Consider the following 24,884-nt stretch of genomic DNA (forward strand, 5'->3'; position numbering starts at 1 on the left):
TAGGTCACTTTGCACTGCATGAGATGCGGCTCACAGCCCTACTGTGGTTGAGGGGAAAACCAGTTCAAGCAGCCAACGAAAAGAACGGACGTCAACGATGACTGTGCCTACACTCTCCGGACGGACCACGGCCGGGCCGGCCGCCCGTCCCGCTCTGGGCGCCCAACTCCTGCGCCGGAAGCCCATCGCGCAAATGGTCAGCGAGGCGGAGAGCGCCAGCGGCGGCCCGCGGCTGGTCCGCAGCTTCGGTGTCCTCCAGCTGACCATGATCTCCGTGGGCGCCACCCTGGGAACGGGCATCCTGGTGATTCTGGGCGAATCCGTACCGCTGGCCGGCCCGGCCATCTGGATTTCCTTCGCCATCGCCGGCCTGGCCGCGCTCCTGTCCGCGGTGTCCTACGCGGAGATGGCGGGGCTGGTACCCGTGGCCGGCTCCAGCTACTCCTACACGTACGCCACCATGGGCGAAGGAATGGCATGGATCTGCGGCTGGTGCCTGGTATTGGAATATGCGGTGTCCGTGGCCGCAGTCGCGGTGGGGGCGGGGCAGTACGTGAATGAAGCCCTGGCGGTGTTCGGGGTGGTCCTTCCCGACGCCGTCTCACAGCCGCCCGGCGACGGCGGCGTGGTCAACATTCCTGCCATGGTGATCGTGGTACTCGCTATGATCCTCCTGGTCCGCGGCGCCAAGGAGAGCGCCTGGATCAACACCGCGATCGTGGTGGTGAAGGTGGGCATCCTGTTGTTCTTCTGCGCGGTGGCCTTCACCGCGTTCAATGCCGGGAACTTCGAACCGCTGCTGCCCATGGGCGCCGCCGGTGTCTCGGCCGCCGCCTCCCGGGTGTTCTTCTCCTACATCGGTTTTGACGCCGCCTCCACGGCGGGCGAAGAGGCCCGCAACCCCAAGCGCGACCTGCCCAAGGCCATCCTGCTGTCCATGCTGATCGTCACCACCATCTACGTCCTGGTTGCAGTGGCCGCCATTGGAGCCCGGCCGTGGGGCTGGTTCGACGGTACCGAGGCTGCCCTGGTGAAGATCCTCGAGGAGACCACCGGCCAGCCGTGGATCGCCCTGGTCTTCGCGGTGGGCGCAGTGCTGGCCATCGCGAGCATCGTCCTCACTGTGCTCTACGGGCAAACCCGCATCCTTCTGTCCATGTCCCGTGACGGGCTCATTCCCCAGGTCTTTGGCCGCGTCTCCCGCCGGACCGGCACCCCGGTGGCCGGTACTCTCCTGGTGGGAACCGCCGTCGCGCTTACCGCCGGGCTGGTGCCGCTGGGCGCCCTCGCGGACGCCACCAGCATCGGCACGCTTTTTGCGTTCGCCCTGGTGAACGTCGCCGTGATCTACCTCCGTCGCACCAGGCCTGAGCTGGACCGCACCTTCCGGGTGCCCCTGTTCCCGCTGACCCCCATCCTCGGCGCTGCGATGTGCGCCTACCTGATGGCGAACCTCAGTGCTGATACCTGGGTGGTCTTCGCCCTCTGGATGCTGGTGGGCGTTGCGGCGTACTTTGGCTATGGACGCCGCAACTCCCGGGTGGCGGCCCTGAGCAGTGAGGAATACCGCGGGCTGTCCGGACCGAAACTTTCAACTATGCAAACCCCAGAACCGACGAAGGCAGAACTTCCATGACCATCGCCACCGAACTGCCGGCCTCCGACCCGTCCAGCATCTCAGCCGCCCCGGCCGCGCACGCGGTCCCGGCTGCCGGGGGAGCCGCAGCGGGCCCCATCACCATGCTGAACCCGGACTTCCCGTTCAGTTACGACCACTACCTCGCCCACCCCGACGGACTGGGGTCCGTGCCGCCCGAACTGCTGGGCACGGAGGTGGCCGTCATCGGGGCAGGTCTTTCGGGCCTGGTAACGGCTTATGAGCTGATGAAGCTGGGGCTGCGCCCGGTGGTGTACGAAGCGGACCGGATCGGCGGACGCTTGCGCACTGCCTCCTTCCCTGCCGCGCCGGGCGTCGTCGCCGACCTCGGCGGCATGCGCTTCCCGGAATCCGGCAAGGCGTTCTACCACTACGTTGATCTCCTGGGCCTGGAAACCGAGGAGTTTCCCAACCCGCTGTCCCCGGCAACGTCCAGCACCGTGATTGAGCTGGCGGGCCAAAAACACTACGCGGAGAAGCCCAGCGACCTGCCGCCGTTCTTCCGCGAAGTGGCGGATGCCTGGAAGGCGGCGGTTAATGACGGGGCCAAGTTCGTCGAGATGCAGCAGGCCATCCGTGCCAGGGACACCGCCCGGATCAAGGAATTATGGAACGACCTGCTGCCGCTGATGGACGAGCAGACCTTCTACGGTTTCATCGCCGCCAGCGACTCCTTCAAGAAGGCGGGGTTCGCCCACCGGGAAGCCTTCGGCCAGGTGGGCTTCGGCACCGGCGGCTGGGACACCGACTTCCCCAACTCCATCCTGGAAATCCTTCGTGTGGTGTACACGGACGCCGACGACCAGCACCGGCTCATCAGCGGGGGAGCGCAGCGACTGCCCGAGGCACTGTGGCAGCACGCGCCGTCGGGCATGGCCCACTGGCCGGAAGGAACCTCACTGGCATCGCTGCACTCCGGCTCGCCCCGCGGCGCAGTGGGCAGGATCAGCCGCGACCCGGACGGAAACCTGCGGATCCGCGAACGCTGGGGCCGCGAGGCCAGCTACCCGGCCGTGGTGACCACCTGCCAGTCCTGGCTCCTGTCCACTCGGATCCATACCGAGGAGGCCCTGTTCCCGGCGGAGCTCTGGACGGCCATTGAGCGCTCGCACTACATGCAGTCCTCGAAGACTTTTGTGATGGTGGACCGGCCGTTCTGGAAGGACATCGACCCGGACACCGGCAACGAGGTGCTCTCGATGACCCTCACGGACCGCCTCAACCGCGCCACCTACCTGCTGGACAACGGACCGGACCAGCCCGCCGTCATCCTGCTCTCCTACACCTGGAACGACGACGCGCTGAAGTGGCTGGCGCTGGACGCGGACGAACGCGTGGAGCTGATGCTGCATTCGCTGGAGCAGATCTATCCCGGGGTGGACATCGCCGGCCACATCGTGGGCCAGCCCATCACGGTCTCCTGGGAGGCGGACCCCAACTTCATGGGCGCCTTCAAGGCCAATCTTCCGGGGCACTACCGCTATCAGCAGCGGCTGTTCACCCACTTCAAGCAGGACAAGCTGCCCGCATCACAACGAGGCATCTTCCTGGCCGGCGACGACGTTTCCTTCACCGCCGGCTGGGCCGAAGGCGCCGTCACTACCGGCCTGAACGCAGTCTGGGGAGTGGTGAACCACCTCGGCGGTGCTTCAGCTCCCGGCAACCCCGGACCGGGGGAACTCCTGGACGAGATGGGGCCGATCAGCCTCGACTAAGCGTGCAATTCCCGGTGCGCCCGGGCGAGCTCCACGTAGCGCGTCGCGTTGGCCCGGACGCCGTCGTACTCCTCGTCGGTGAGTTCGCGGCGCACCTTGCCCGGGACGCCCGCCACCAGCGAGCGGGGCGGGACGACCGTGCCCTCCAGCACCACGGCGCCGGCTGCCACAAGCGAGCCGGCGCCGATCACCGCGCCGTTAAGTACTGTTGCCCCCATGCCGATCAGGCAGTCGTCCTCCACCGTGCAGCCATGGACGACGGCGGCGTGACCCACACTGACGCGTTCACCCACTGTGCAGGGGAACCCGGGGTCCGCGTGCAGCACCACGTTGTCCTGCAGGTTGCTGCCGGCACCCACCGAAATGGCGGCGGTATCAGCGCGGACGGAGACGCCGTAGAAGGCGCTGGCGTCCGCGGCCAGGGTGGCGTTGCCGATGATCGAGGCTGTGGGGGCAACAAAGGCGGAATCGTGGACGGCCGGGGCGTTCCCGGCGAAAGGGTAGAGAGGAGCCATGGCCCAAGCCTAGGACATCCCTGTCCGGGCCAACCAGGTAGCGCTAAGTGTCGTTTTGACCCTCCAAAGCGACACTTAGCGCTACCTAGTTGGGTTCAGGAAGCGCCGGGATGCGCAGGACCAGGAACTGGTAGTGCTGGGTCCAGTGCCCGGCTCCCGGGCCCGACTCGGCACCGGTTCCCTCCGGCCACGTCTGGAAGTGCTCGACTTCGCCGTGCAGGCCGAAAATCCGCTGGAGGGCGTCGTCGCTGCGCCTGCTGAAGAACCGGCGGGGCTCCTCGCGGTCTTCAGGGTTCAGGACTTCCTCATCGTTCCCGGACCAGAGTCCGACGGCGATAGGCGCTCCCGGTGCACTGACCCGCACCAGTTCGCTGACGACGTCGTGGATCCGGCTGTTGGGCACGTGCAGGAGGGTGCTCATCGACCAGGCTGCGGAGAAGGAACGCTCCGGGAAGGGCAGGCTCCGGCCGCTGGCCACACTGACGTCAAGGCCTTTGGCCCGCGCCAGGCGGACGCTCTCGCCGGACAGGTCAACGCCGCAGTAATGCAGGCCGGCGCGGACGAACTCCAGGCCCTCTTCACCGGTGCCGCACCCGAGTTCGAACACTGAGTGCCGGTGTTCATCCTTTAGCAGCCGGATAAACCATTCGCGGCATTCGACTCGGTGGTGCGTGGCGGGCCGGATGTTGGGCAATGAGGCGTGGCGGTCATAGAACACGGCAAGGTCGGCCTCGTGATCCGCGGACTCCGGAATGCCCTGCATAACACCAGCCTAGGGCCAGGGCAGGCCGGGCCCAAGGGCAGGACGTCTCCTGAGTTGAAGACAGCCGTATTAGTTAAAGACGACAGTGCGGTTGCCATCCAGCAGCACCCGGTGCTCCGCGTGCCACTGCACCGCCTGGACCAGCGTGCGGCCTTCCACGTCGCGGCCCATCTGCACGAACTGCTCCGGGGTGCGGGCATGGTCCACGCGGATGACTTCCTGCTCGATGATGGGGCCCTCGTCCAGGGCCGCCGTCACGTAGTGGGCCGTGGCCCCAATCAGCTTCACGCCGCGGGCGTGGGCCTGGTGGTACGGCTTGGCTCCCTTGAAGGAGGGCAGGAACGAGTGGTGGATGTTGATGGCCTTGCCGGTGAGATCCGTGCAGAGTTCGTCGGAAAGGATCTGCATGTAACGGGCCAGGACGGTCAGTTCGATGCTGTGCTCGGCGATGATGGCGCGGAGCTTGTCCTCAGCCTGGTCCTTCGTGTCTTTGGTGACGGGAATGTAGTGGAACGGGATGCCGTAGAACTCGGCCAGCCCGGCAAGGTCCTGGTGATTGGAGACAATGGCGGGGATGTCAATGGGGAGCGTGCCTGAGCGCTGCTGGAACAGCAGGTCGTTGAGGCAATGGGCGGAGGTGCTGGCCATCACCAGAGTGCGGACCTTCTGTCCCACCGCGTTGAGGCTCCACTCCATCCCGAAGGCGCCGGCCACCGGTTCCAAGGCGGCCCGAAGCGCGGAGGCAGGGGCCGCCGTCGTGACCTCTACGCGCATAAAGAAGTTGCCCGTGGCGGGGCTGCCGTACTGCTGCGAATCCGTAATATTGCACCCCGCCACCAGCAGGGCGCCGGCCACAGCGTGGACGATTCCCGGGCGGTCCGGGCAGGACAGGGTTACTACGTACGCTTGGTTCAGCTGCTCTTCACTCACGCGTACAAGCCTACCCGCGCAGCGGGGCCGGGATTTGGTACGCTGGGGAGGTCGCAACTGGCGTTGGGTGGCTAACCACCAGGGAGCGGCAATCACGAAGACCACGGATCGTACGCCTGGGCCGAGGGTCATGTCTTGCCGGAATTGGGGCTGCCCCGTCAGTACAGCAGCGCCATGCCCGCACTGTCATGCCTGTCATCAAGAGGGTATGAAAGTGCGCCAGCCGGTAGCCTGACCTAAGCAGTGCCCGTATCCCTAGCCAGGAGTTCTTCGTGACTACTACAGCCACCTCAACCATCGCCGTCAGCAACCAGCCGCTGGCTGAGCTTGACCCTGAAATCGCAGCAGTCCTGGACCAGGAGCTCGGCCGCCAGCGCGGCACCCTGGAAATGATTGCCTCCGAAAACTTCGCCCCCCGCGCCGTGATGGAGGCCCAGGGCTCCGTCCTCACCAACAAGTACGCCGAGGGTTACCCGGGCCGCCGCTACTACGGCGGCTGCGAATACGTTGACGTTGCCGAGCAGCTGGCCATTGACAGGGTCAAGGCCCTCTTCGGCGCCGAATACGCCAACGTCCAGCCGCACTCCGGTGCGCAGGCCAACGCTGCCGCACTGTCCGCCATGATCACCCCGGGCGACAAGATCCTGGGCCTGTCCCTGGCCCACGGCGGCCACCTGACGCACGGCATGAAGCTGAACTTCTCCGGCAAGCTCTACAACGTGGCTGCCTACCAGGTTGAGGAAGACAACTTCCGCGTCGACATGGACAAGCTCCGCGAGCAGGCCATCGCCGAAAAGCCGCAGGTCATCATCGCCGGCTGGTCCGCCTACCCGCGCCACCTGGACTTCGCCGCCTTCCGCTCCATCGCGGACGAGGTGGGCGCACTGCTGTGGACCGACATGGCGCACTTCGCAGGCCTGGTGGCCGCCGGCCTGCACCCGAGCCCGGTGCCGTACTCCGACGTCGTCACCTCCACCGTGCATAAGACCCTCGCCGGTCCGCGCTCCGGCGTGATCCTGGCCAAGCAGGAGTGGGCCAAGAAGCTGAACTCCAACGTGTTCCCGGGCCAGCAGGGCGGCCCGCTCATGCACGTGATCGCAGCCAAGGCCGTGGCCTTCAAGATCGCCGGCACCGAGGAATTCAAGGAGCGCCAGGAGCGCGTCCTGGAAGGTGCCAAGATCATCGCTGACCGCCTCAACCAGGCCGACGTCGCCGAAGCCGGCGTCTCCGTCCTGACCGGCGGTACCGATGTGCACCTGGTCCTGGTTGACCTGCGCAACTCCCAGCTGGACGGCCAGCAGGCGGAAGACCTCCTGCACTCCGTGGGCATCACCGTCAACCGCAACGCCGTTCCGTTCGACCCCCGCCCCCCGATGGTCACCTCCGGCCTGCGCATCGGCACCCCGGCCCTGGCCACCCGCGGCTTCGGTGCCGCCGAGTTCACGGAGGTGGCCGAGATCATCGCCACCGCGCTGAAGGCCGGCACCAGCGCGGACGTCGAGTCCCTGCAGGCCCGCGTGGACAAGCTCGCCGCCGACTTCCCGCTGTACCCGCAGCACGAGCAGTGGTGATCCATGACTGAAGCAACCAAGACTGCCCGGATCCTGGACGGACGGGCAGCAGCTGCGGCCATCAAGGCCGAACTGACCGAGCGTGTGGCGGCCTTGAAGGCCCGTGGGATCACCCCCGGCATCGCCACGGTGCTGGTGGGCGCGGACCCCGCCTCCCAACTGTATGTGTCCATGAAGCACAGGCAGTCCGAGGAGATCGGGATGAACTCGATCCAGCGTGAGCTTCCCGGGGATGCCACCCAGGAACAGGTTGAGGCCCTCATTGACGAACTCAATGCGGACCCCACCTGCCACGGCTATATTGTGCAGCTGCCGCTCCCCAAGCACCTGGACACCGACGCCATCCTGGAACGGATCAACCCCGACAAGGACGCCGACGGCCTGCACCCCACCAACCTTGGCCGGTTGGTGCTCAACGTCAACGGCAAGATCACCTCCCCGCTGCCGTGCACACCGCGTGGCGTCATCGAGTTGCTCCTGCGCAACAACTACGACCTCAAGGGCAAGCACGTGGTGGTGGTTGGGCGCGGTGTGACCATCGGCCGGTCCATCGGGCTGCTGCTGACCCGGCGCGAAATCAACGCTACGGTGACGTTGACCCACACCGGCACCACCAACATGTCCGAGCTGCTGCGGCAGGCGGACGTCATCGTGGGCGCCGCGGGTGTCAAGCACATCGTCAAGGCCGCGGACGTGAAGCCGGGCGCGGCCCTGCTCGATGTCGGTGTAACCCGCGAGACGGACCCCGAGACGGGCAAGAGCAAGGTTCACGGCGACATCGAGCCTGCCGCCGCCGAGGTGGCTGGCTGGATCTCGCCGAATCCCGGCGGCGTGGGTCCGATGACCGTGGCACTGCTGATGACCAACGTGGTGGAAGCCGCGGAGCGCCAGGCGGCACAGGCGTAAAGAGGCAGCCATGGAGCCAAGGGCAGGGCGCGTACTCCAGCCGGAGTAGGCGCCCTGCCCCTTAAGCAGCCTTTAAGCCGACGACGGTGAAGGCTGCCGCGGCTAGGCTCGAACTATGCAGCGCCGTTTCCGGGGACCGCCCACCGCCTTCATTGTTGTGGCAGTGGCCGTCTTCCAGATTGTCGGCACCGTTTTCGCCTCGGCGCGGCAGCCGGACCACCGTCCGGTGGATGCCCTCGCGGTCGCCCTGCTGCTTCTGGGGCCTGCGGCATTGTCCCTCCGTCGGCGTGCCCCGCTGGTCATGCTTCCCGTGACGGCGGCGGCCGTGGGCGCCTACCTGGCGATGGGGTACGCATGGGGTCCCATTTTCCTGTCACTGGCCCTCGCCATTGTGTTCTCGGCCGCCGCGGGCAAGCGCTGGCAGACGTGGGGCGTGGCCGGCGTGTGTGCGGCCGTGCTGGTGGCGGTGTCGCTTCAGCAGGGGGACGAAGCCTCGCTCGTCCGGGCCTTTGCCGCAACGTCGTGGCTGGCAATCCTCGTGCTGCTGGGGGAGGGAGTCCGGCTTCGCACTGAGCGGGTGGCAGAAAGGAGGCGGCAGCACGAAGCCCGGGAGCAGGCAGCCCGCGACGAGTACCGGCTCACGCTGGCGCGGGACATACACGACGTCGTGGCGCATTCGCTCTCGCTCATCAACGTCCGTGCCTCCGTGGCCCTGCATCTCGGTGAGAAGGACCCGGAGCAGTTCCGTCCGGCCCTGCTGGCGATCAAGACAGCGAGCAAGGAATCCCTGGCTGAGATCCGGCAACTCCTGGGAGTCCTCCGCGACGACGCCCCACTGAGTCCTTCGCCGCTGACCATCGGCCGGGTCCAGGAGCTCGTGGACCATGCACGCCGGGCCGGCATCGACGTCCGGCTGGACCTGGACCTTCCGGTCCAGACGCAGCTTCCCGGGCCCGTCCAGGAAGCTGCTTACCGGATCGTGCAGGAGTCCCTCACGAATGTGGTGCGCCACTCCTGGGCGCGGAAGGCCGCCGTCGTCCTGGCCCTGGAGACTGCCGGCGCGGCAGGCGCGGGCAATGCCGGCGGTCTGCTTTCCGTGACAATTGACGACGACGGCGCTGGCGCCACCGGGGTGCCCGAAGGGAACGGCGTGACGGGGATGCGGGAACGGGCGGCCGGCTTGGGCGGGACCCTTGAAGTCACGGCGCTCCGTCCTGGCTGGCGGGTCCGGTCTGTCCTGCCGGTGCCCGCCGGACCTTGGGAAACGGCGGCCCGCCCATGATCCGCATCCTGCTGGCTGACGACCAGACCCTCATCAGGGCGGGTTTCCGGGCTCTGCTGAGCGCCGAGCCGGACATGGCTGTGGTGGCCGAGTGCGGAACCGGCCGGGACGCCGTGCAGCTTGCACGGCTGGAGCATCCCGACGTGGCGCTGATGGACATCCGGATGCCGGACGGGGACGGCCTGGAGGCCACCAGGCAGATCATGGCCGCGAAGGATCTGGCGGGAACCCGGGTGATTATCCTGACCACCTTCGAACTGGACGAGTACATTGCGGAGGCGGTGCGAGCCGGTGCCGCGGGGTTTTTGGTCAAGGACACGGAACCGGAAGAGCTGCTCCGGGCGGTGCGCGTGGTGCACGACGGCGATGCTTTGCTGTCACCGTCCGTCACCCGCCGCATCATGGCCCAGCTGGCCATGCAGCCGACGGCCGCGGCACCATCGGATGTCCGGTTGGAGCAGATCACAGAGCGGGAACGCGAGGTCCTGCAGTTGGTGGGTGAAGGCCTGAACAACGCAGAGATCGCCCAGCGGCTGTTCATCACGCCGCTCACCGCCAAGACGCATGTTTCGCGCATCATGACCAAGCTCCTGGTCCGTGACCGGGCCCAGTTGGTGGTCCTCGCCTACGAATCAGGCCTGGTGCGGCCGGGCTGGAGTAACTGACGGACCGGGGCCGTCTCCCGGGGGAGTAGGCAGGCATGCCCGAAGAGCCTCCCGGCGTCGGACGAAACTTTTGCGGGCCCGAACCAGACTGGAAGCAGAGCCGAGATACGGCTTGTCGAGAGTTTGGAAGTGACATGTTGACATCATTGAGCACCGTCATCGGTACCGCAGCCGCGCAAGTGCCGGCCGGCGTCGTCGCGCATGGACCGTGGGGCGACGGCGGCTACTGGCCGCTGTTCCTGCTGTTTCCGCTGTTCTGGATCCTGGTCATCGGGCTGTTGATTTTCGTAGGTCGTCGTACGTGGCGGGGGAACCACCGATGGGCCGCCGCCCAGGGCGGTGAAGGTGTCCTCCGGGAGCGCTATGCCCGCGGCGAGATCGACGAGACGGAATATAGGGCGCGGTTGAAAGTCTTGCGCTCTGATCAGCCGCGTTAGGCGGCATCACCGCCGGGTGGGGCTGCTTCACGGGGAGCACACGTTGTGAGCGTTCACGCCCGCATCTTCCGCATTCCCTGGTGCTCCACTAGTCTGCTGAAGTGCACAATGAAGCCATCCTGTCCTCCAGTGCGTCAGCCGGCAGCCCGATGAAGCAGCAGGCAGTGATAACGGCGGAAGGCCTGACCAAAAAGTACGGCGACGTGGCGGCCGTGGACGGAATTTCCTTCAGCGTCGCCGCGGGGGAATCCTTTGGCCTGCTGGGCCCCAACGGCGCCGGCAAGTCCACCACCATGAAGATGATCGGCGGGGTCACCAGCCGCACCTCCGGCAACCTCCACATCATGGGCCTTGACCCGGATTCGCACGGACCGGAAGTGCGCGCCCACCTGGGAGTGGTGCCACAGCAGGACAACCTGGACGAGGAACTCCGGGTCCGCGACAACCTCCTGGTGTACGGCCGGTACTTCGGCCTGCTCATGAGCTACCTCAAACCAAAGGCCGACGAACTGCTCGAATTCGCGCAGCTGACCGACAAAGCGAAGTCCAAGGTGGACGCACTGTCGGGCGGCATGAAGCGCCGGCTTACCATCGCCCGGTCGCTCATCAACGAACCGCGGATCCTGCTGCTGGACGAACCCACCACCGGCGTGGATCCGCAGGCCCGGCACATCCTCTGGGACCGCCTCTTCCGGCTCAAGGAGCAGGGCGTCACGCTGATCCTCACCACCCATTACATGGATGAGGCTGAGCAGCTCTGCGACCGGCTCATCGTAGTGGACAAGGGCCGCATCATGGCCGAGGGGTCACCGGCGCAGTTGATCCGGGAGCACTCCACGCGGGAGGTGGTGGAGCTGCGCTTCGGTTCCGAGCGGAACACCACCATCGCCGGCGAGCTGGACGGCATCGGGGAGCGGCTGGAGGTCCTGCCGGACCGTGTGCTGATCTACGCGCACGACGGCGAGTCCGCCTTGGAGCAGGTGGCGTCCCGCGGCCTGAGGCCACTGACATCGCTGGTCCGCAGGTCCTCGCTGGAAGACGTGTTCCTCCGCCTGACGGGCAGGAGCCTCGTTGACTGAGAAGACCGGGTCGGCTCAGCAGGCGGGGTTGACGGGCGCACCCGCCCGCAGGCTTCCCGTCGCCCATGGCCCTGCCGTAGCAGCGGCGAAGGCGCGGCGGTGGGGCTCTTTCTACTACGCGGAGCATGTGCTCCGGGTGATGAAGGGGTACAGCTGGTCCCTGGTGATGTACAGCGTGGGCCACCCCGTGGCGTACCTGTTCGCCATGGGCGTTGGCCTTGCCACCCTCGTTGATGCGCACGGCGCGGGAGCCTTCGGGGGAGTGGGGTACGTGACGTTCGTGGCGCCCGCCCTGCTGGTTTCCGCGGCGGTGATGACCGCAGCCAACGAATTCACGTTCCCGGTGATGGGCGGCTTCAAATGGCGCCGGACCTACTACGGCCCGCACGCCTCGCCGCTGACGCCCCAACAGATCGCGGCCGGGCACATCATGGCGGTGAGCCTGCGGTTCCTGCTGCAGTCGGCCATTTATTTTGCTGCTGTGGCCCTTTTTGGTGCCGCGCCCGGCGGGTTGGGGTGGGTGACCATCCTGGTGGCCACGCTGGCGGCGCTTTCCTTTGGTTTGCCGCTGATGGCCTATTCGGCTTCGATCACCGAGGACAAGGGCCAGTTCGCGCTGGTGATGCGGTTCATCGTGATGCCGCTGTTCCTGTTCTCGGGAACTTTCTTTCCGCTGGACTCGCTGCCGCTGGCGGTCCGGTGGATTGGCTGGATTTCCCCGATCTGGCACGGCACTGAACTGGGGCGCGTCTTCAGCTACGGGTACCAGGAACCGGCGTTGCTGACCCTCCTGCATGCCGCGGTGCTGGTGGGCCTGGCGGTGGTGGGCTGGTTCCTCACCCGCCGCCAGTTTGCGTTGAGGATGGGCCGGTGAGTACCGGGGTGCCCGTGAAGAGCGCCGCTGACGAGGCCCGCGCCAGGACTTTCGGGGCGTTGTATTCGGGCAACGCCAGGGCTGTGATTTCGCGCGGACTGCTGGCGACGAAGAGCACCAACTGGCTGGTAATGCTCTCCGGATTCTTTGAACCCGTCCTGTTTTTGATCTCCATGGGAGTGGGGCTCGGGGCGATCGTGGGTCCGGTGCAGGGCCCCGGCGGCGGCGTCGTCAGCTATGCCGCGTACATCGCCCCGGCCCTGCTGGCCGTCTCCGCCATGAATGGTGCTGTCTACGACTCCACCTGGAACGTGTTCTTCAAGATGAACTTCGCGAAGCTCTACCAGGGCATGCTGTACACCTCGCTTGGCCCGCTCGATGTGGCACTGGGCGAGATCTTTCTGGCCCTGCTGCGCGGGCTCCTCTACGCCCTGGGCTTCACGGCAGTGATGGGTGTGATGGGGCTGATCACCACCCCATGGGCTCTCCTGATGATCCCCGCCTCGGTGCTGATCGCGTTCGGGTTTGCCAGCATCGGGATGGGCATCACCAGCTTCCTGAAGACGTTCCAGCAGATGGACTGGATCAACTTCATCATGCTGCCCATGTTCCTGTTCAGTGCCACGTTCTACCCGCTGAGCGTGTACCCGCAGGCCATCCAGTGGCTCATCCAGGCCATGCCGCTGTGGCACGGCGTGGAACTGCTGCGGCAGATCAGCGTGGGCACGTTCACGACGGCCACGCCCATCCACATCGGCTACTACCTGGTGATGACGGCGGCCGGCACGCTGCTCACCACCCTGCGGCTGCGCCAGCTCTTCCTCAAGTGAGCCCCCACCCAACTAAGTAGCGCTAAGTGTCCTTTTGAGGCTCCAAAAGGACACTTCGCGCTACCTACTTGGGAGGAGTGGGAGTTCGCCGGAGGTGGAAGGCGGCGGGAGCATCCACGGGCGTTTGAGAGAATGGGTGCATGCAATCTCTGGGCAGCTCCAAATCATCCTCCAAACCCGCCAGGGGCGGATTCTCCATGTTCCGCATCAGCGGGCCGGGACTGATGGTCCTCGTCACCGCGTTCGTGGTGGCCGTGATCTTTGCAGCGAACCAGAACGACGTCGTGGGCTGGGTAGTTGCCGTCATCGCCTTCTTCTGGCTGGCCCTTGCGTCCTTCGTGGTCTTCAGCATCCAGAAGGCGGCCAAGAAAGCCGGAGCAAAGCTGACGGAAGCCCAGAACGCCTTCACCACCGCTGCGGGGCGGGGCCCGTACGCCGCAGCCGACCAGGGCGGTACCAGGGTTGTTGCCGAGCGTAGCCAGGCGGAGGAGGTCCGCGACCTCAAGCTGGACCACTCCTTCAAGATCGTCCAGGTGCAGATACGGGTAGTGGAAGAAGAGCGCGCCAAGGGTGCTGCCGCCAACCAGGACACCATCAACCGGGCCCTGGAAACCATCGAGATCACCGCCACGAACGCCCGGGACATGATCAAGTCCTCCGGCGGCGGAGAGCCGGTTGCCGGAACCATCATCGACTAGAGTGGAGCGGGTGAGCTCGGCATTGAAGAAGGACCACCTTCGCATCGCATCCGTTAACGTCAACGGCCTTCGGGCTGCCTTCAAGAACGGTATGGCGGCGTGGCTGGAGCCGCGCGAAGTGGACATCCTCTGCCTCCAGGAAGTCCGCGCTCCCGACGCCGTCGTCCGGCAGTTGCTGGGCGAAGGCTGGCACATCCTGCACGCCGAGGCAGAAGCCAAAGGCCGGGCCGGCGTCGCCATCGCTTCACGCGAGGAACCGCTCGAAACCAGGAATGGCATCGGCGACGACTACTTCGCCGCGGCGGGCCGCTGGGTGGAAGCCGATTTCCGCTTCGCCGATGCAGCCGGACACCCTGTCCAGCTCACCGTCGCCAGCGCCTACGTCCACTCCGGCGAGGTAGGCACCCCCAAGCAGGATGACAAGTTCCGGTTCCTGGACGTGATGAGCACCCGCCTGCCTGAATTGACCAAGCACAGCGACCATGCCCTGGTGGTCGGCGACCTCAACGTGGCCCACAAACCCCGGGACATCCGGAACTCGAAGGCCAACGTCAGGAAGGCGGGCCACCTTCCGGAGGAACGGGCGTATTTCGACCACTTCCTCGGCGAGGAGATCGGCTGGCAGGACGTCCACCGCAACCTTGCCGGCGACGTTGACGGGCCCTACACCTGGTGGTCGCAGCGCGGAAAGGCGTTCGACAACGACACCGGCTGGCGGATCGACTACCACCTGGCCACCCCGGAACTGGCTTCTGCCGCGATCTCGGCGGTGGTTGACCGGGCAGCCTCGTGGGACACCCGCTTCTCCGACCATGCCCCGCTCGTAGTGGACTACCAGCTCTAACCCCCCGAAGGTTTCCTCCCCCATGACTAGCCAGACTTTTCCTGCCCCCAAGAAGCGCATCCTCTCCGGTGCCAAGCCCACCGCGGACTCCCTGCACCTGGGTAACTACATCGGCGCCGTCCGCAACTGGGTGGACATGCAGGCCGAGTACGATGCTGTGTTCTTCATTCCGGACCTGCACGCCATCACCGTGGACTTTGACCCTGCCGAACTCGCAAAGCGGACGCGCATTGTGGCAGCCCAGTACATCGCAGCTGGCATTGACCCTGACAAGAGCATCTTCTTTGTCCAGTCCCACGTGCCCGAACACGCGCAGCTGGCCTGGGCGCTGAACTGCATCACCGGCTTCGGTGAAGCGTCCCGGATGACGCAGTTCAAGGACAAGACCCAGAAGTCCGGCGCCGACGCCGCCACCCTGGGACTGTTCGCGTACCCCACCCTGATGGCGGCGGACATCCTGCTGTACCAGACCGACCTCGTGCCCGTGGGGGAGGACCAGCGCCAGCACCTGGAGCTGACCCGGAACCTGGCCCAGCGGTTCAACGCGAAGTTCGGAGCCACCTTCACGGTCCCGGAAGCCACCATCGTGAAGGAAAGCGCCAAGATCTACGATCTCCAGAATCCCAGCGCCAAGATGTCCAAGACCGGCGAGTCTCCCAACGGGGCCATCCAGCTGCTCGAAGACCCCAAGATTGCGGCCAAGCGCATCAAGTCCGCCGTGACCGATGCCGGCACGGACATCCGGTTCGACCAGGAGGAAAAGCCGGGCATCTCGAACCTGCTGACCATCTACTCCTCCCTCACCGGCAAGTCGGTAGCGGAGCTCGAAGCCGAGTACCAGGGCAAGATGTACGGCCACCTCAAGGTGGACCTGGCGGAGGTGGTGGTGGAGTTCGTCACGCCGCTGCGCGACCGCACCAACGAGCTGATGGCGGACCCCGCGGAACTGGACCGGCTGCTGGCCCACGGCGCCGAGCGTGCCCGGGACATCGCATCCGTGACCCTTGGCCAGGTGTATGAGCGCATGGGCTTCCTCCCGTCCTTCTCCCTCGCAGGAGTCCGCTAGCGCCATGCCATCCAGCAAAGTCACCGCAAGGGAAGGCTCCCGCTCCACTCAGGCAGCGGGAAGGCCCGGTAACCCCCAAGGCGACCCAGCGGAGGACTCAGGTGCGGCCGGACACGGGCCGTCCCGGACGGAAGACATCAGCGTAGGGGTCATCCTGGGCTTCCCGCCGGAGGTGGCTGAGGAGCTGCAGCGCTGGCGTGCTTCCTTCGGTGATCCCCTCGCAGACCTGGTACCGGCACACATCACGCTGGTGACCACCACGCCTACGCAGGACTGGGAGGCCACCCTGGAACACGTGCGGGACGTCGCGCGCCGGCAAAGCCCTTTTATGGTCACCATCGCCGGCACCGGAACGTTCCGGCCCGTGTCGCCGGTGGTCTTCATCAACGTGAAGGAAGGCTTCGAGGCCTGCGTGGACCTGCACGAAAAGCTCCAGCAGGGTCCCCTCCAGCGGGAACTGCCCTTCGCCTACCACCCGCACGTCACCATCGCCCACGACGTCGCCCCGGAAAGCCTCGATGAAGCCGAAACGGTACTGAAAAGCTACAGAGCCACTTTCCCCGTGGTTAGCATGGGACTCTACGAGCACGATGCGGACGGCATCTGGCAGCTACGGGAAGAGCTGGATTTTGGGACCGAAACTGACAACGACGCCGGCACCCGATTCACGGACGCCGCCGCGGACACAGCATCCGAAACAGGCTGAACAACAGCCCCTTCCCACCGAACAGGCCCAGCTGAAGCTTGCCGTTATCCAGAAGCGGATGGAGCTGGGGAAGACCCGCCGCTCGGGCGGGAGCTTCTTCGCCACGGTGATGGGCACCTTCCAGTGGCTGCTGGCACGCCTTAACGTGTTCCGTCCCATGCGTGCCTTCCGGCACTACACGCTCCAGCACGGCCCGCTCATGAGCGCAGGCATCGGCTTCAACATGTTCTTCTCCATTACGGGCCTGCTGGCCACCGGCTTTTCCATCGCGGGCCTGGTGCTGCGCGGTCAGCCGGCGCTGCTGGACACTATCATCGCCAGCGTGGCCCAAAGCGCCCCGGGGCTCCTGAAGGTAAACGGCGGCGAAGGCCTGGTGGACCCGCAGGACCTGCTCAATCCGGAGGGGCTGGGCCTGACGGCCCTCATTGGCGCCGTGGTCACGGTCATCACGTCGCTGGGCTGGATCGCCGGCCTGCGCGACGGCGTCCGCGGCGTGATGCAGCTGCCGCCACTGGTGGTCAACCCGGTCCTGATGAAGCTGCGCGACGCCGGCACCCTGCTCCTGTTGGGCATCGCCCTGGTGATCAGCGCCGGAGCTTCACTGGTTTTTGGCACCGCCGCCGGCTGGGTCACGGACTTCCTGCGCCTCGACGACGCCGTGGCGGGTCCGCTGACCACGTCCATTAAGATTGCCGTCCCCCTGGTACTGAGCTGGGTCACGGCGCTCATTATGTTCCGGCTCGCCGCCGGACTCAAGCTCTCCCGGCGGGCCCTCCTCGAGGGCACCATCCTGGCTGCATTCGGCACCACCATCCTGCAGGTCTTCAGCACCGAGCTGCTGGCCGGCGCCAGCCGCAATCCCATCCTGGCGCCGTTCGCCATCATCATCGGCCTGCTGATCTGGTTCAACCTGGTCAGCCAGGTCTACCTCGTCTCAGCGGGCTGGGCCGCTGTCCGGGAGGCGGACCTGGCGGAACAGCCCACAGGGCACGAGAAGGGCACCTGGGGAGCGAGGCAGGTCCAGCCGGGCAAGGTACCTGTCCACGCGGAGCAGGGCGCTGTTGCTGCCCGGCGTCGAGGTACTGCCCGGCCAAAGCAGCGCTGATCCGGGCAGCCCGTGCCGGCTGACAGGCTACTGGGCTGCGTCGAGGTACTGGTCGGCCCAGGCGGCGATGATCCGGGCGGCCCGTGCCGCCTGGCCCTTGCCGGTCAGGAGGTGATCGCTGCCTTCGAGGGAGACGAAGTTCCGCGGATGCCGGGCGGTCTGGAAAATGGTGCTGGCATTTTCGATTCCCACGGTGTTGTCCGTGGGGGAGTGGAGGACCATCAGCGGCTTGTGCAGCTGCTTGATGCAGTCAGTCAGGTCGGCGTTTTCCAGGTCCTCCACAAAATGCTTGCGGATCTCCACCCGCTTCCCGCCCAGGTCCACCTCCGCGCTGCCTTCGCTCAGGATCTTGTCCAGCGCGGCGTCGAAGACATGTGCCACGTGCTTGGGTGAGAAAGGCGCGCCAACGGTGGCGACGGCGTCGAGCTCGGGGATCTCCCGCGCGGCCGCCAGGACGGCCGCACCGCCGAAGGAATGGCCCACCAGCAGCGAAATCTGTTTCCCTTCGCCGCGCATGAACTCGGCGGCCTTCACCGTGTCCGCCACCTTGTGGCTGAAGGAACCCGCCGACCACTCGCCAGCGGAGCCGCCCAGGCCCAGGTTGTCGAACCGGAGCATACCCACACCGCTGTCCGCCAGCGCCTTGCACATCCTCGACGCGGAGGGCGCGTCCTTGCCCAGCGTGAACCCGTGGGAGAAGACACCCCAGCCCTTGACCGGGCCTTCCGGAATGTCGATGATCCCCGAGAGCATCTCGCCGGTGGAACCGGTAAAGGAGACTTTTTCAGAGCGGGACACAACGTCCCCTTTCGTTTGGTACGCATGGCTGTGGGCCCACGCCCGCCGGGTTCCCTGGCCGAGCTTGCGAGGTCAGGGGGCGGGTGGGGAGAAACAACGACGGCGCCGATCCCCTGAAGTGGGGACGGCGCCGTCGTTCGCTTGATCCTTTGTCAGATCTTGCGGGAGAGAATGGCCTGCTTGACCTCTTGGATCGCCTGCGTCACCTGAATGCCGCGGGGGCATGCTTCGGAGCAGTTGAAGGTGGTGCGGCAGCGCCACACACCTTCCTTGTCGTTGAGGATCTCCAGGCGCATGTCGCCGGCGTCATCACGTGAATCGAAGATGAAACGGTGCGCGTTGACGATCGCCGCCGGCCCGAAGTACTGGCCGTCGGTCCAGAACACGGGGCAGGAGGACGTGCAGGCAGCGCACAGGATGCACTTGGTGGTGTCATCGAAGCGCTCACGGTCCTCGGCGGACTGAAGACGTTCCTTGGTGGGCTCGTGGCCCTTGTTGATGAGGAAGGGCATCACTTCGCGGTAGGACTGGAAGAACGGTTCCATGTCCACGATGAGGTCCTTCTCCACCGGCAGGCCCTTGATGGGTTCCACCGTGATGGGCTTGGAGGTGTCCAGGTCCTTCAGGAGGGTCTTGCAGGCGAGGCGGTTGCGGCCATTGATGCGCATGGCGTCGGAGCCGCAGACGCCGTGGGCGCAGGAGCGGCGGAAGGAGAGGCTGCCGTCGATTTCCCACTTGACCTTGTGCAGGGCATCCAGGACACGGTCCGTGCCGTACATGGTGAGGTGGTAGTCATCCCAGGTAGCCTCGCCGGAAACCTCCGGGTTGTACCGGCGCACGCGCATGTGCACATCGAACGTGGGGATTTCGCCGCCACCGCCGACGCCGGCAGGCAGTTCAATCTTTGAGGCTGGCTCAGCGGTTTCAGCGGTCATCTTAGTACTTCCTCACCATCGGCTCGTAGCGGGTAAAGACAACCGGCTTCGTGGCCAGGCGGATACCGGCGATTGCTTCTGCCGATCCGTCCGCCGGCGCGTGGTCATCCTTGTACGCCATGGAGTGCTTCATGAATTTGTCGTCGTCGCGGTCCGGGAAGTCCTCGCGGAAGTGTCCGCCGCGGGATTCCTCACGGTGCAGGGCTGCCACGGTCATCACCTTGGCCAGCTCCAGCAGGAAGCCGAGTTCAACGGCCTCGAGCAGGTCAAGGTTGAAGCGCTTCCCCTTGTCCTGGACGTTGATCCGCGTGTACCGCTCCTCGAAGGAGGCGATGTCGCGCAGGACCTGGTTCAGGGTATCCGCGGTGCGGAACACCTGCATGTTGGCGTCCATGGTGTCCTGCAGTTCCTTGCGGATCTGGGCCACCTTTTCGTCGCCGGTGCCGTTGCGGGCAATGTCCAGCAGTTCGGTGGTGTAGGCCAGAGGGTTCTCCGGCAGCTCCACGAACTGGGCCGTCTTGGAATACTCGGCGGCCGCAATGCCGGCGCGCTTGCCGAACACGTTGATGTCCAGCAGCGAGTTGGTGCCCAGGCGGTTGGATCCGTGGACGGACACACAGGCCACTTCACCGGCTGCGTAAAGACCCGGAATAACGGTGTCGTTGTCCTGCAGGACCTCGGTGGTGATGTTGGTGGGGATGCCGCCCATGGCGTAGTGCGCCGTCGGGAACACCGGAACCGGCTCCGTGTACGGCTCAACACCCAGGTAGGTGCGGGCGAATTCGGTGATGTCCGGCAGCTTGGCGTCGATGTGCGCCGGCTCCAGGTGCGTGAGGTCCAGGAGGACGTAGTCCTTGTTCGGGCCGCAGCCGCGGCCTTCACGGACCTCGTTGGCCATGGAACGTGCCACGATGTCACGGGGCGCCAGGTCCTTGATGGTGGGGGCGTAGCGTTCCATGAAGCGCTCACCCTCCGAGTTGCGGAGGATGGCGCCTTCACCGCGGGCGGCTTCGGAAAGCAGGATGCCCAGGCCGGCCAGGCCGGTCGGGTGGAACTGGAAGAACTCCATGTCCTCCAGGGGGATGCCGCGGCGGAAGGCGATGCCCATGCCGTCACCGGTGAGGGTGTGGGCGTTGGAGGTGGTCTTGAAGACCTTGCCGGCGCCGCCGGAGGCGAACACCACGGACTTGGCCTGGAAGACGTGCAGCTCACCCGAAGCGAGGTCATAGGAGACCACGCCGGCAACCCGCTTCTGCCTGTACGGTGTGCCGTCTTCGCGTACTGCGTCCTCTTCGACCGTCAGCAGGTCCAGGACGTAGTACTCGTTGTAGAACTCAACGTTGTGCTTGACGCAGTTTTGGTACAGCGTCTGCAGGATCATGTGGCCGGTGCGGTCGGCGGCGTAGCAGGCGCGGCGGACGGGGGCCTTGCCGTGGTCGCGGGTGTGGCCGCCGAAGCGGCGCTGGTCAATCCGGCCTTCGGGCGTGCGGTTGAAGGGCAGGCCCATCTTTTCCAGGTCGAGCACGGCGTCGATGGCTTCCTTCGCCATGACCTCCGCGGCGTCCTGGTCAACCAGGTAGTCACCGCCCTTGACGGTGTCGAACGTGTGCCACTCCCAGTTGTCTTCCTCGACATTGGCAAGGGCTGCACACATGCCACCCTGCGCCGCACCGGTGTGCGAGCGGGTGGGGTAGAGCTTGGTCAGTACTGCTGTGCGGGCGCGTTGACCGGATTCGATCGCCGCGCGCATGCCAGCGCCACCGGCACCGACGATGACGACGTCGTACTTATGGACCTGCATACCAGACGCTCTTTCTCTCAAAATTCGCAATAAAACAACGGGCGGGCGTTGCCTGCTCCGCAAAACAAGGCCCGCGGTTATACCCGCGGGCCCGGGGTGTTGCCGGTGCTAGGCAGGGCAGAATCCGCCAGGCAGGGGCACGCCGTTGACGACGGGGCAAGGGTTGAAGGTGAAGATCACCAAGGTGCCCAGGACAATGATGACCACGGTGGCTGAGTAGAGGACCGTCTTCAGCCAGCGGCGGGTGGAGTCCTTCTCGGCGTAGTCATTGATGATGGTGCGCACGCCGTTGGTGCCGTGCAGCATGGCCAGCCACAGCATCGTGAGGTCCCAGACCTGCCAGAACGGGTCGGCCCACTTGCCGGCCACGAAACCGAAATCGATCGCGTGGATGCCCTCGCCCACCATGAGGTTCACAAAGAGGTGGCCGAAGATCAGGACCACCAGCACCACGCCGGACAGCCGCATGAACAGCCAAGCGATCATTTCAAAGTTGCCCCGGCTTCCGCCGGTGCGGCGGTACTGGGGCGCGATGCGCCCGCTGCGCGGGCTCTCAATGGTTGCAGACATGGCTTAGTGACCTCCGAGCGCGAGGGACAGGTGGCGGATGGAGAAAGCGACCATGGTGACCACCCAGAGGCCCAGGACGGCCCAGAGCATCTGGCGCTGGTACTTGGCGCCCTTCTTCCAGAAGTCCACCGCAATAATGCGCAGGCCGTTAAAGGCGTGGAACACGATGGCCGCAACAAGGCCGGTCTCGCCCAGGGCCATGAGGGGGTTCTTGTAAGCACCGATCACCGCGGTGTAGGCCTCTGGCGACACACGCACCAAGGAGGTGTCCAAAACGTGGACCAACAAGAAGAAAAAGATCACTACACCGGTAATACGGTGTCCTACCCAGGACCACATGCCTTCACGGCCGCGGTACAAGGTGCCAGCTGGTTTTGTCGGCACTGATAAACCTCCCTGCAACACAGCGGCGCTGGCATGAGATCCACGCGGGGGGAACGCCTGCTGCGAGAGCACTCGTAGCTCAGGCCTAAATCTAGGCTCCGCTAACAGCTTATTCAATTTAGGAACTCCTTGGTGCCCAGCAACTGCAAGGATTTCGCTGATTAATGAGACAAACGCCACAATCACGCGTCCTCATGAAGTCCGGTAGGGTCCGGCCGGGGTCCGGAAGGGGCCACAGCAGGCGGTCGGCTAAAGTAGGCCTTGATGAGTACAGACAAAGTGACAAGCCCGGTTTCACCCCTTGACCGCTTCATTGCAGTGATCCCGGCGGGCGGCGTGGGGACCCGCCTTTGGCCCCTGTCGCGAGCCGCAGCTCCCAAGTTCCTTCACGACCTCACCGGCTCGGGCAGTACATTGCTGCGCGCCACCTATGACCGTCTGCACCCGCTGGCCGGCACCCGGATGCTGGTGGTCACCGGGAAGGCACACCGCGACGCCGTGTGCCGGCAGCTTCCGGAACTCCACGACGCGGACCTGGTCCTTGAGTCCGAGCCGAAGGATTCCGGCGCGGCCATCGGCCTCGCCGCTGCCATCCTGCATGAGCGCGATCCGGACACCATCATGGGTTCCTTCGCCGCGGACCAGGTGATCAGCCCGGACAATCTCTTCCAGGAGGCAGTCCGCGAAGCAATCCACACGGCTGCCGCCGGCAAGATTGTCACTATCGGCATCAAGCCCACGCACCCGTCCACCGGGTTCGGGTACATCCGTTCCGGCCAGGACCTGCACATCGACGGCGCCCCCAGCGCCCAGGACGTGGTGGAGTTCGTCGAAAAGCCGAACGAGGAAGTTGCCCAGCAGTACGTTGAAAGCGGCAACTACGTGTGGAACGCCGGCATGTTCGTCGCCCCCGTTGGCCTCCTGCTTAAGCACCTTGAGGCCAACCAGCCGGAGCTGTTCGAGGGGCTGCAGGAAATCGCGCGTGCCTGGGACACCCCCGCCCGGGACGAGGTCACCTCACGTGTCTGGCCCACCCTGCCCAAGATCGCCATCGACTATGCGGTGGCCGAACCTGCCGCCGAAGCCGGGGACGTCGCCGTCGTGCCCGGCTCCTTCCGCTGGGACGACGTCGGTGACTTCGCTTCCGTGGGCCGGCTCAACAGTGCCAAGGAAGTGGATGACGTCACCGTGCTCGGCGAGGGCGCGCGCGTGTTCACCGAGAACTCCAGCGGCGTGGTGGTGACGGACACCAAACGCGTGATCGCCCTCATCGGGATCCAGGACGTTGTCATTGTGGACACCCCGGATGCCCTGCTGGTGACCACCATGGCCAATTCGCAGCGTGTCAAGGCCGCCGTCGACGCCCTGAAAGCCAGCGGGGACACGGACGTTCTCTAGGCCGGCGCGGCCCCGCATGTAACGCGGGGACCGCGATGGCCCGTAATCCGGTGACCCTCGCTAGAGTGAAACAGTGCGCAATTACACTACGGAAGCCGAGCCCACCGCGCTGGTGGCACCCTGGCTAGAGCCGCTCCTGCCGGAACTGATCGATTTCCGCCGGGACCTGCATGCGCACCCGGAACTGTCCTTCAAGGAATTCCGCACCACCGACAAGCTGGCCGAGCGGCTTGAAGCCGCAGGCCTGAGCCCGCGGCGGCTGGACGGCACGGGGCTCACGGTGGACGTGGGGGAGGGCCCCATCGCCACGGCCCTGCGCGGGGATATCGATGCGCTGCCCATCATCGAGGAGACGGGCCTGCCCTTCGCCTCAAAGAACCACGGCGTGACGCACGCCTGTGGCCACGACGTCCACACCACCACCATGCTGGGCATCGCCCTGGTGCTGCACCGGATGCACCAGGAGGTGCCGCTGGGTGCCACCGTCCGCATCATCTTCCAGCCCGCCGAGGAAACCATGCCCGGTGGCGCCCACTCCTGCATCGAGCAGGGCGTCCTGGACGGGGTTCCCCGGATCCTTGCGCTGCACTGTGATCCGCGCATCGAAGTGGGCAAGATCGGAACCCGCATCGGCGCCATCACGTCGGCCTCGGACACCATCCGGATCGAGCTTTCCGGGCGCGGCGGCCACACCTCGCGCCCGCACCTGACCGAGGACCTGGTGTTCGCCCTGGCCCAGATTGCCGTCAATGTACCTGCCGTCCTGTCCCGCCGGGTGGATGTGCGGAGCGGGGTTTCGGTGGTGTGGGGCCAGATCTCGGCCGGCTCGGCTCCGAACGCGATTCCCGGAAGCGGCTACATGGCCGGAACCATGCGCTGCCTGGACCGCGAGGCGTGGCACGCGGCAGGCGAACTGCTGGATGAAGTGGTGCACCAGGTGGCAGCCCCGTACGGCGTGGACGTGCGCCTGGAGCACACCCGGGGAGTGCCGCCGGTGGTGAACTCTGAACACGAGACGGCCCTCATCGAGGCATCCGCCCGGGCGGAAATCGGCGAAAGCGCCGTGGTGCTGACCCCGCAGTCCATGGGCGGGGAGGACTTCGCCTGGTTCCTCGCAGAACTGCCGGGCGCCATGATGAGGCTTGGCACCAAAACTCCCGGCGGTGAGGAATACGATCTCCACCGGGGCGACTACATTCTCGACGAACGGGCCTTGGGCCTTGGCATCCGGGTGCTCACCGCTGCGGCGCTGCGCACCATCCGCGACCTTTAGTAACGGCGCCGCGCCCCGCCGTCGTACTCCCATGCGCCTCTCGGCTCGTTCAGACTCACACTTAAGTTGTGCACAACTTAGT

Annotated in this window: 25 protein-coding genes and 1 riboswitch; of the genes, 17 read left to right on the forward strand and 8 right to left on the reverse strand. The window is 65.8% G+C overall.

All coding sequences use genetic code 11. The annotated features are described in order from the left end of the window. Positions 1-97: 97 nt before the first annotated feature. Both QFZ36_RS18860 and QFZ36_RS18865 read left to right on the forward strand, forming a co-directional pair. Positions 98-1,636, forward strand: a complete 1,539-nt coding sequence (locus QFZ36_RS18860; RefSeq protein ID WP_306638592.1) for an amino acid permease — start codon at positions 98-100, stop codon at positions 1,634-1,636. Continuing rightward, entirely contained in the window at positions 1,633-3,372 is a 1,740-nt protein-coding gene (locus tag QFZ36_RS18865) for a flavin monoamine oxidase family protein (RefSeq protein WP_306638594.1), read from the forward strand. The genes QFZ36_RS18860 and QFZ36_RS18865 overlap by 4 nt, the downstream gene beginning before the upstream one ends. Here the strand turns inward: QFZ36_RS18865 and QFZ36_RS18870 are convergent. From QFZ36_RS18870 to purU, 3 genes are all read right to left on the reverse strand, one after another. Next, positions 3,369-3,887 (reverse strand): gamma carbonic anhydrase family protein, encoded by a 519-nt coding sequence (locus QFZ36_RS18870; protein WP_306638596.1) that lies wholly within the window; start codon positions 3,885-3,887, stop codon positions 3,369-3,371. The two genes, QFZ36_RS18865 and QFZ36_RS18870, sit on opposite strands and share 4 nt — an antisense overlap. A gap of 85 nt (positions 3,888-3,972) precedes the next feature. Then, positions 3,973-4,650: a class I SAM-dependent methyltransferase gene (locus tag QFZ36_RS18875; protein ID WP_306638598.1), complete on the reverse strand. Its 678-nt coding sequence runs from the start codon at positions 4,648-4,650 to the stop codon at positions 3,973-3,975. 69 nt (positions 4,651-4,719) lie between these two features. After that, complete coding sequence (gene purU, locus QFZ36_RS18880; RefSeq protein ID WP_306638600.1) at positions 4,720-5,580, reverse strand: formyltetrahydrofolate deformylase; 861 nt, start codon at positions 5,578-5,580, stop codon at positions 4,720-4,722. Between the two features lie 43 nt (positions 5,581-5,623). Then, positions 5,624-5,709, forward strand: a riboswitch (ZMP/ZTP riboswitch). A 143-nt stretch (positions 5,710-5,852) separates the two neighbouring features. On the opposite strand from purU, the gene glyA reads away from it, so the two are divergent. The 13 genes from glyA to QFZ36_RS18945 all read left to right on the forward strand — a co-directional run bounded on the left by glyA (position 5,853) and on the right by QFZ36_RS18945 (position 17,643). Continuing rightward, positions 5,853-7,151 carry a serine hydroxymethyltransferase gene (gene glyA, locus QFZ36_RS18885; protein WP_306638602.1) on the forward strand — a complete coding sequence of 433 codons (1,299 nt, stop codon included), beginning with the start codon at positions 5,853-5,855 and terminating at the stop codon, positions 7,149-7,151. A gap of 3 nt (positions 7,152-7,154) precedes the next feature. Beyond that, positions 7,155-8,057, forward strand: a complete 903-nt coding sequence (locus QFZ36_RS18890) for a bifunctional methylenetetrahydrofolate dehydrogenase/methenyltetrahydrofolate cyclohydrolase (protein WP_306638604.1) — start codon at positions 7,155-7,157, stop codon at positions 8,055-8,057. A gap of 115 nt (positions 8,058-8,172) precedes the next feature. Further along, a complete protein-coding gene (locus QFZ36_RS18895) occupies positions 8,173-9,339 on the forward strand; it encodes a sensor histidine kinase (protein ID WP_306638606.1) in 1,167 nt (388 codons plus the stop codon). Next, positions 9,336-10,004 (forward strand): response regulator, encoded by a 669-nt coding sequence (locus tag QFZ36_RS18900; protein ID WP_306638608.1) that lies wholly within the window; start codon positions 9,336-9,338, stop codon positions 10,002-10,004. Before QFZ36_RS18895 ends, QFZ36_RS18900 begins: the two co-directional genes overlap by 4 nt. A 134-nt stretch (positions 10,005-10,138) precedes the next feature. After that, positions 10,139-10,441: an SHOCT domain-containing protein gene (locus tag QFZ36_RS18905; protein WP_306638610.1), complete on the forward strand. Its 303-nt coding sequence runs from the start codon at positions 10,139-10,141 to the stop codon at positions 10,439-10,441. Between the two features lie 149 nt (positions 10,442-10,590). Next, positions 10,591-11,520, forward strand: coding sequence for an ABC transporter ATP-binding protein (locus tag QFZ36_RS18910; protein ID WP_306639276.1), 930 nt, complete (start codon positions 10,591-10,593; stop codon positions 11,518-11,520). 28 nt (positions 11,521-11,548) lie between these two features. Next, the gene (locus QFZ36_RS18915) at positions 11,549-12,394 is read left to right on the forward strand and encodes an ABC transporter permease (RefSeq protein WP_306639277.1); all 846 of its coding nucleotides are present in this window, start codon (positions 11,549-11,551) and stop codon (positions 12,392-12,394) included. Then, positions 12,391-13,224 (forward strand): ABC transporter permease, encoded by an 834-nt coding sequence (locus QFZ36_RS18920; protein ID WP_306638612.1) that lies wholly within the window; start codon positions 12,391-12,393, stop codon positions 13,222-13,224. The genes QFZ36_RS18915 and QFZ36_RS18920 overlap by 4 nt, the downstream gene beginning before the upstream one ends. Before the next feature lie 140 nt (positions 13,225-13,364). Further along, positions 13,365-13,922, forward strand: a complete 558-nt coding sequence (locus tag QFZ36_RS18925) for a hypothetical protein (protein ID WP_306638614.1) — start codon at positions 13,365-13,367, stop codon at positions 13,920-13,922. A gap of 10 nt (positions 13,923-13,932) precedes the next feature. Beyond that, the gene (locus QFZ36_RS18930; protein WP_306638616.1) at positions 13,933-14,766 is read left to right on the forward strand and encodes an exodeoxyribonuclease III; all 834 of its coding nucleotides are present in this window, start codon (positions 13,933-13,935) and stop codon (positions 14,764-14,766) included. A gap of 22 nt (positions 14,767-14,788) precedes the next feature. Beyond that, a complete protein-coding gene (gene trpS / locus QFZ36_RS18935; RefSeq protein ID WP_306638618.1) occupies positions 14,789-15,832 on the forward strand; it encodes a tryptophan--tRNA ligase in 1,044 nt (347 codons plus the stop codon). A gap of 4 nt (positions 15,833-15,836) precedes the next feature. After that, on the forward strand, positions 15,837-16,538 hold the full coding sequence (locus tag QFZ36_RS18940) for a 2'-5' RNA ligase family protein (RefSeq protein ID WP_306638620.1): 702 nt from the start codon (positions 15,837-15,839) through the stop codon (positions 16,536-16,538). 58 nt (positions 16,539-16,596) lie between these two features. Next, positions 16,597-17,643 carry a YihY/virulence factor BrkB family protein gene (locus tag QFZ36_RS18945; protein WP_306638622.1) on the forward strand — a complete coding sequence of 349 codons (1,047 nt, stop codon included), beginning with the start codon at positions 16,597-16,599 and terminating at the stop codon, positions 17,641-17,643. Between the two features lie 27 nt (positions 17,644-17,670). On the opposite strand, the gene QFZ36_RS18950 is transcribed toward QFZ36_RS18945, so the two are convergent. The 5 genes from QFZ36_RS18950 to sdhC all read right to left on the reverse strand — a co-directional run bounded on the left by QFZ36_RS18950 (position 17,671) and on the right by sdhC (position 22,131). After that, positions 17,671-18,441, reverse strand: a complete 771-nt coding sequence (locus QFZ36_RS18950) for an alpha/beta hydrolase family protein (protein ID WP_306638624.1) — start codon at positions 18,439-18,441, stop codon at positions 17,671-17,673. A gap of 152 nt (positions 18,442-18,593) precedes the next feature. Further along, complete coding sequence (locus tag QFZ36_RS18955) at positions 18,594-19,376, reverse strand: succinate dehydrogenase iron-sulfur subunit (protein WP_306638626.1); 783 nt, start codon at positions 19,374-19,376, stop codon at positions 18,594-18,596. 1 nt (position 19,377) lies between these two features. Continuing rightward, on the reverse strand, positions 19,378-21,177 hold the full coding sequence (gene sdhA / locus QFZ36_RS18960) for a succinate dehydrogenase flavoprotein subunit (protein WP_306638627.1): 1,800 nt from the start codon (positions 21,175-21,177) through the stop codon (positions 19,378-19,380). A gap of 108 nt (positions 21,178-21,285) precedes the next feature. Continuing rightward, a complete protein-coding gene (locus tag QFZ36_RS18965) occupies positions 21,286-21,747 on the reverse strand; it encodes a succinate dehydrogenase hydrophobic membrane anchor subunit (protein ID WP_306638628.1) in 462 nt (153 codons plus the stop codon). 3 nt (positions 21,748-21,750) lie between these two features. Beyond that, entirely contained in the window at positions 21,751-22,131 is a 381-nt protein-coding gene (gene sdhC / locus QFZ36_RS18970; protein WP_015936418.1) for a succinate dehydrogenase, cytochrome b556 subunit, read from the reverse strand. Positions 22,132-22,395: 264 nt separating this feature from the next. Here sdhC and QFZ36_RS18975 point away from each other — a divergent pair, with 264 nt between their 5' ends. Beyond that, a complete protein-coding gene (locus QFZ36_RS18975) occupies positions 22,396-23,529 on the forward strand; it encodes a mannose-1-phosphate guanylyltransferase (protein WP_306638629.1) in 1,134 nt (377 codons plus the stop codon). Between the two features lie 73 nt (positions 23,530-23,602). Then, a complete protein-coding gene (locus tag QFZ36_RS18980) occupies positions 23,603-24,802 on the forward strand; it encodes an amidohydrolase (protein ID WP_306638630.1) in 1,200 nt (399 codons plus the stop codon). Positions 24,803-24,884: the final 82 nt, after the last annotated feature.

The sequence above is a fragment of the Pseudarthrobacter siccitolerans genome (assembly GCF_030823375.1).
GTDB classification, from domain to species: Bacteria; Actinomycetota; Actinomycetes; order Actinomycetales; family Micrococcaceae; genus Arthrobacter; species Arthrobacter siccitolerans_A.

Coding starts and splice junctions, on each gene's coding strand:
- QFZ36_RS18895 (WP_306638606.1), top strand. CDS start 8,173: ATGCAGCGCCGTTTCCGGGGACCGCCCACCGCCTTCATTGTTGTGGCA.
- QFZ36_RS18875 (WP_306638598.1), bottom strand. CDS start 4,650: ATGCAGGGCATTCCGGAGTCCGCGGATCACGAGGCCGACCTTGCCGTG.
- QFZ36_RS18865 (WP_306638594.1), top strand. CDS start 1,633: ATGACCATCGCCACCGAACTGCCGGCCTCCGACCCGTCCAGCATCTCA.
- QFZ36_RS18905 (WP_306638610.1), top strand. CDS start 10,139: ATGTTGACATCATTGAGCACCGTCATCGGTACCGCAGCCGCGCAAGTG.
- QFZ36_RS18965 (WP_306638628.1), bottom strand. CDS start 21,747: ATGTCTGCAACCATTGAGAGCCCGCGCAGCGGGCGCATCGCGCCCCAG.
- QFZ36_RS18860 (WP_306638592.1), top strand. CDS start 98: ATGACTGTGCCTACACTCTCCGGACGGACCACGGCCGGGCCGGCCGCC.
- QFZ36_RS18975 (WP_306638629.1), top strand. CDS start 22,396: ATGAGTACAGACAAAGTGACAAGCCCGGTTTCACCCCTTGACCGCTTC.
- QFZ36_RS18900 (WP_306638608.1), top strand. CDS start 9,336: ATGATCCGCATCCTGCTGGCTGACGACCAGACCCTCATCAGGGCGGGT.
- QFZ36_RS18945 (WP_306638622.1), top strand. CDS start 16,597: ATGGAGCTGGGGAAGACCCGCCGCTCGGGCGGGAGCTTCTTCGCCACG.
- trpS (WP_306638618.1), top strand. CDS start 14,789: ATGACTAGCCAGACTTTTCCTGCCCCCAAGAAGCGCATCCTCTCCGGT.
- sdhA (WP_306638627.1), bottom strand. CDS start 21,177: ATGCAGGTCCATAAGTACGACGTCGTCATCGTCGGTGCCGGTGGCGCT.
- QFZ36_RS18940 (WP_306638620.1), top strand. CDS start 15,837: ATGCCATCCAGCAAAGTCACCGCAAGGGAAGGCTCCCGCTCCACTCAG.
- QFZ36_RS18910 (WP_306639276.1), top strand. CDS start 10,591: ATGAAGCAGCAGGCAGTGATAACGGCGGAAGGCCTGACCAAAAAGTAC.
- QFZ36_RS18890 (WP_306638604.1), top strand. CDS start 7,155: ATGACTGAAGCAACCAAGACTGCCCGGATCCTGGACGGACGGGCAGCA.
- QFZ36_RS18925 (WP_306638614.1), top strand. CDS start 13,365: ATGCAATCTCTGGGCAGCTCCAAATCATCCTCCAAACCCGCCAGGGGC.
- QFZ36_RS18870 (WP_306638596.1), bottom strand. CDS start 3,887: ATGGCTCCTCTCTACCCTTTCGCCGGGAACGCCCCGGCCGTCCACGAT.
- QFZ36_RS18955 (WP_306638626.1), bottom strand. CDS start 19,376: ATGACCGCTGAAACCGCTGAGCCAGCCTCAAAGATTGAACTGCCTGCC.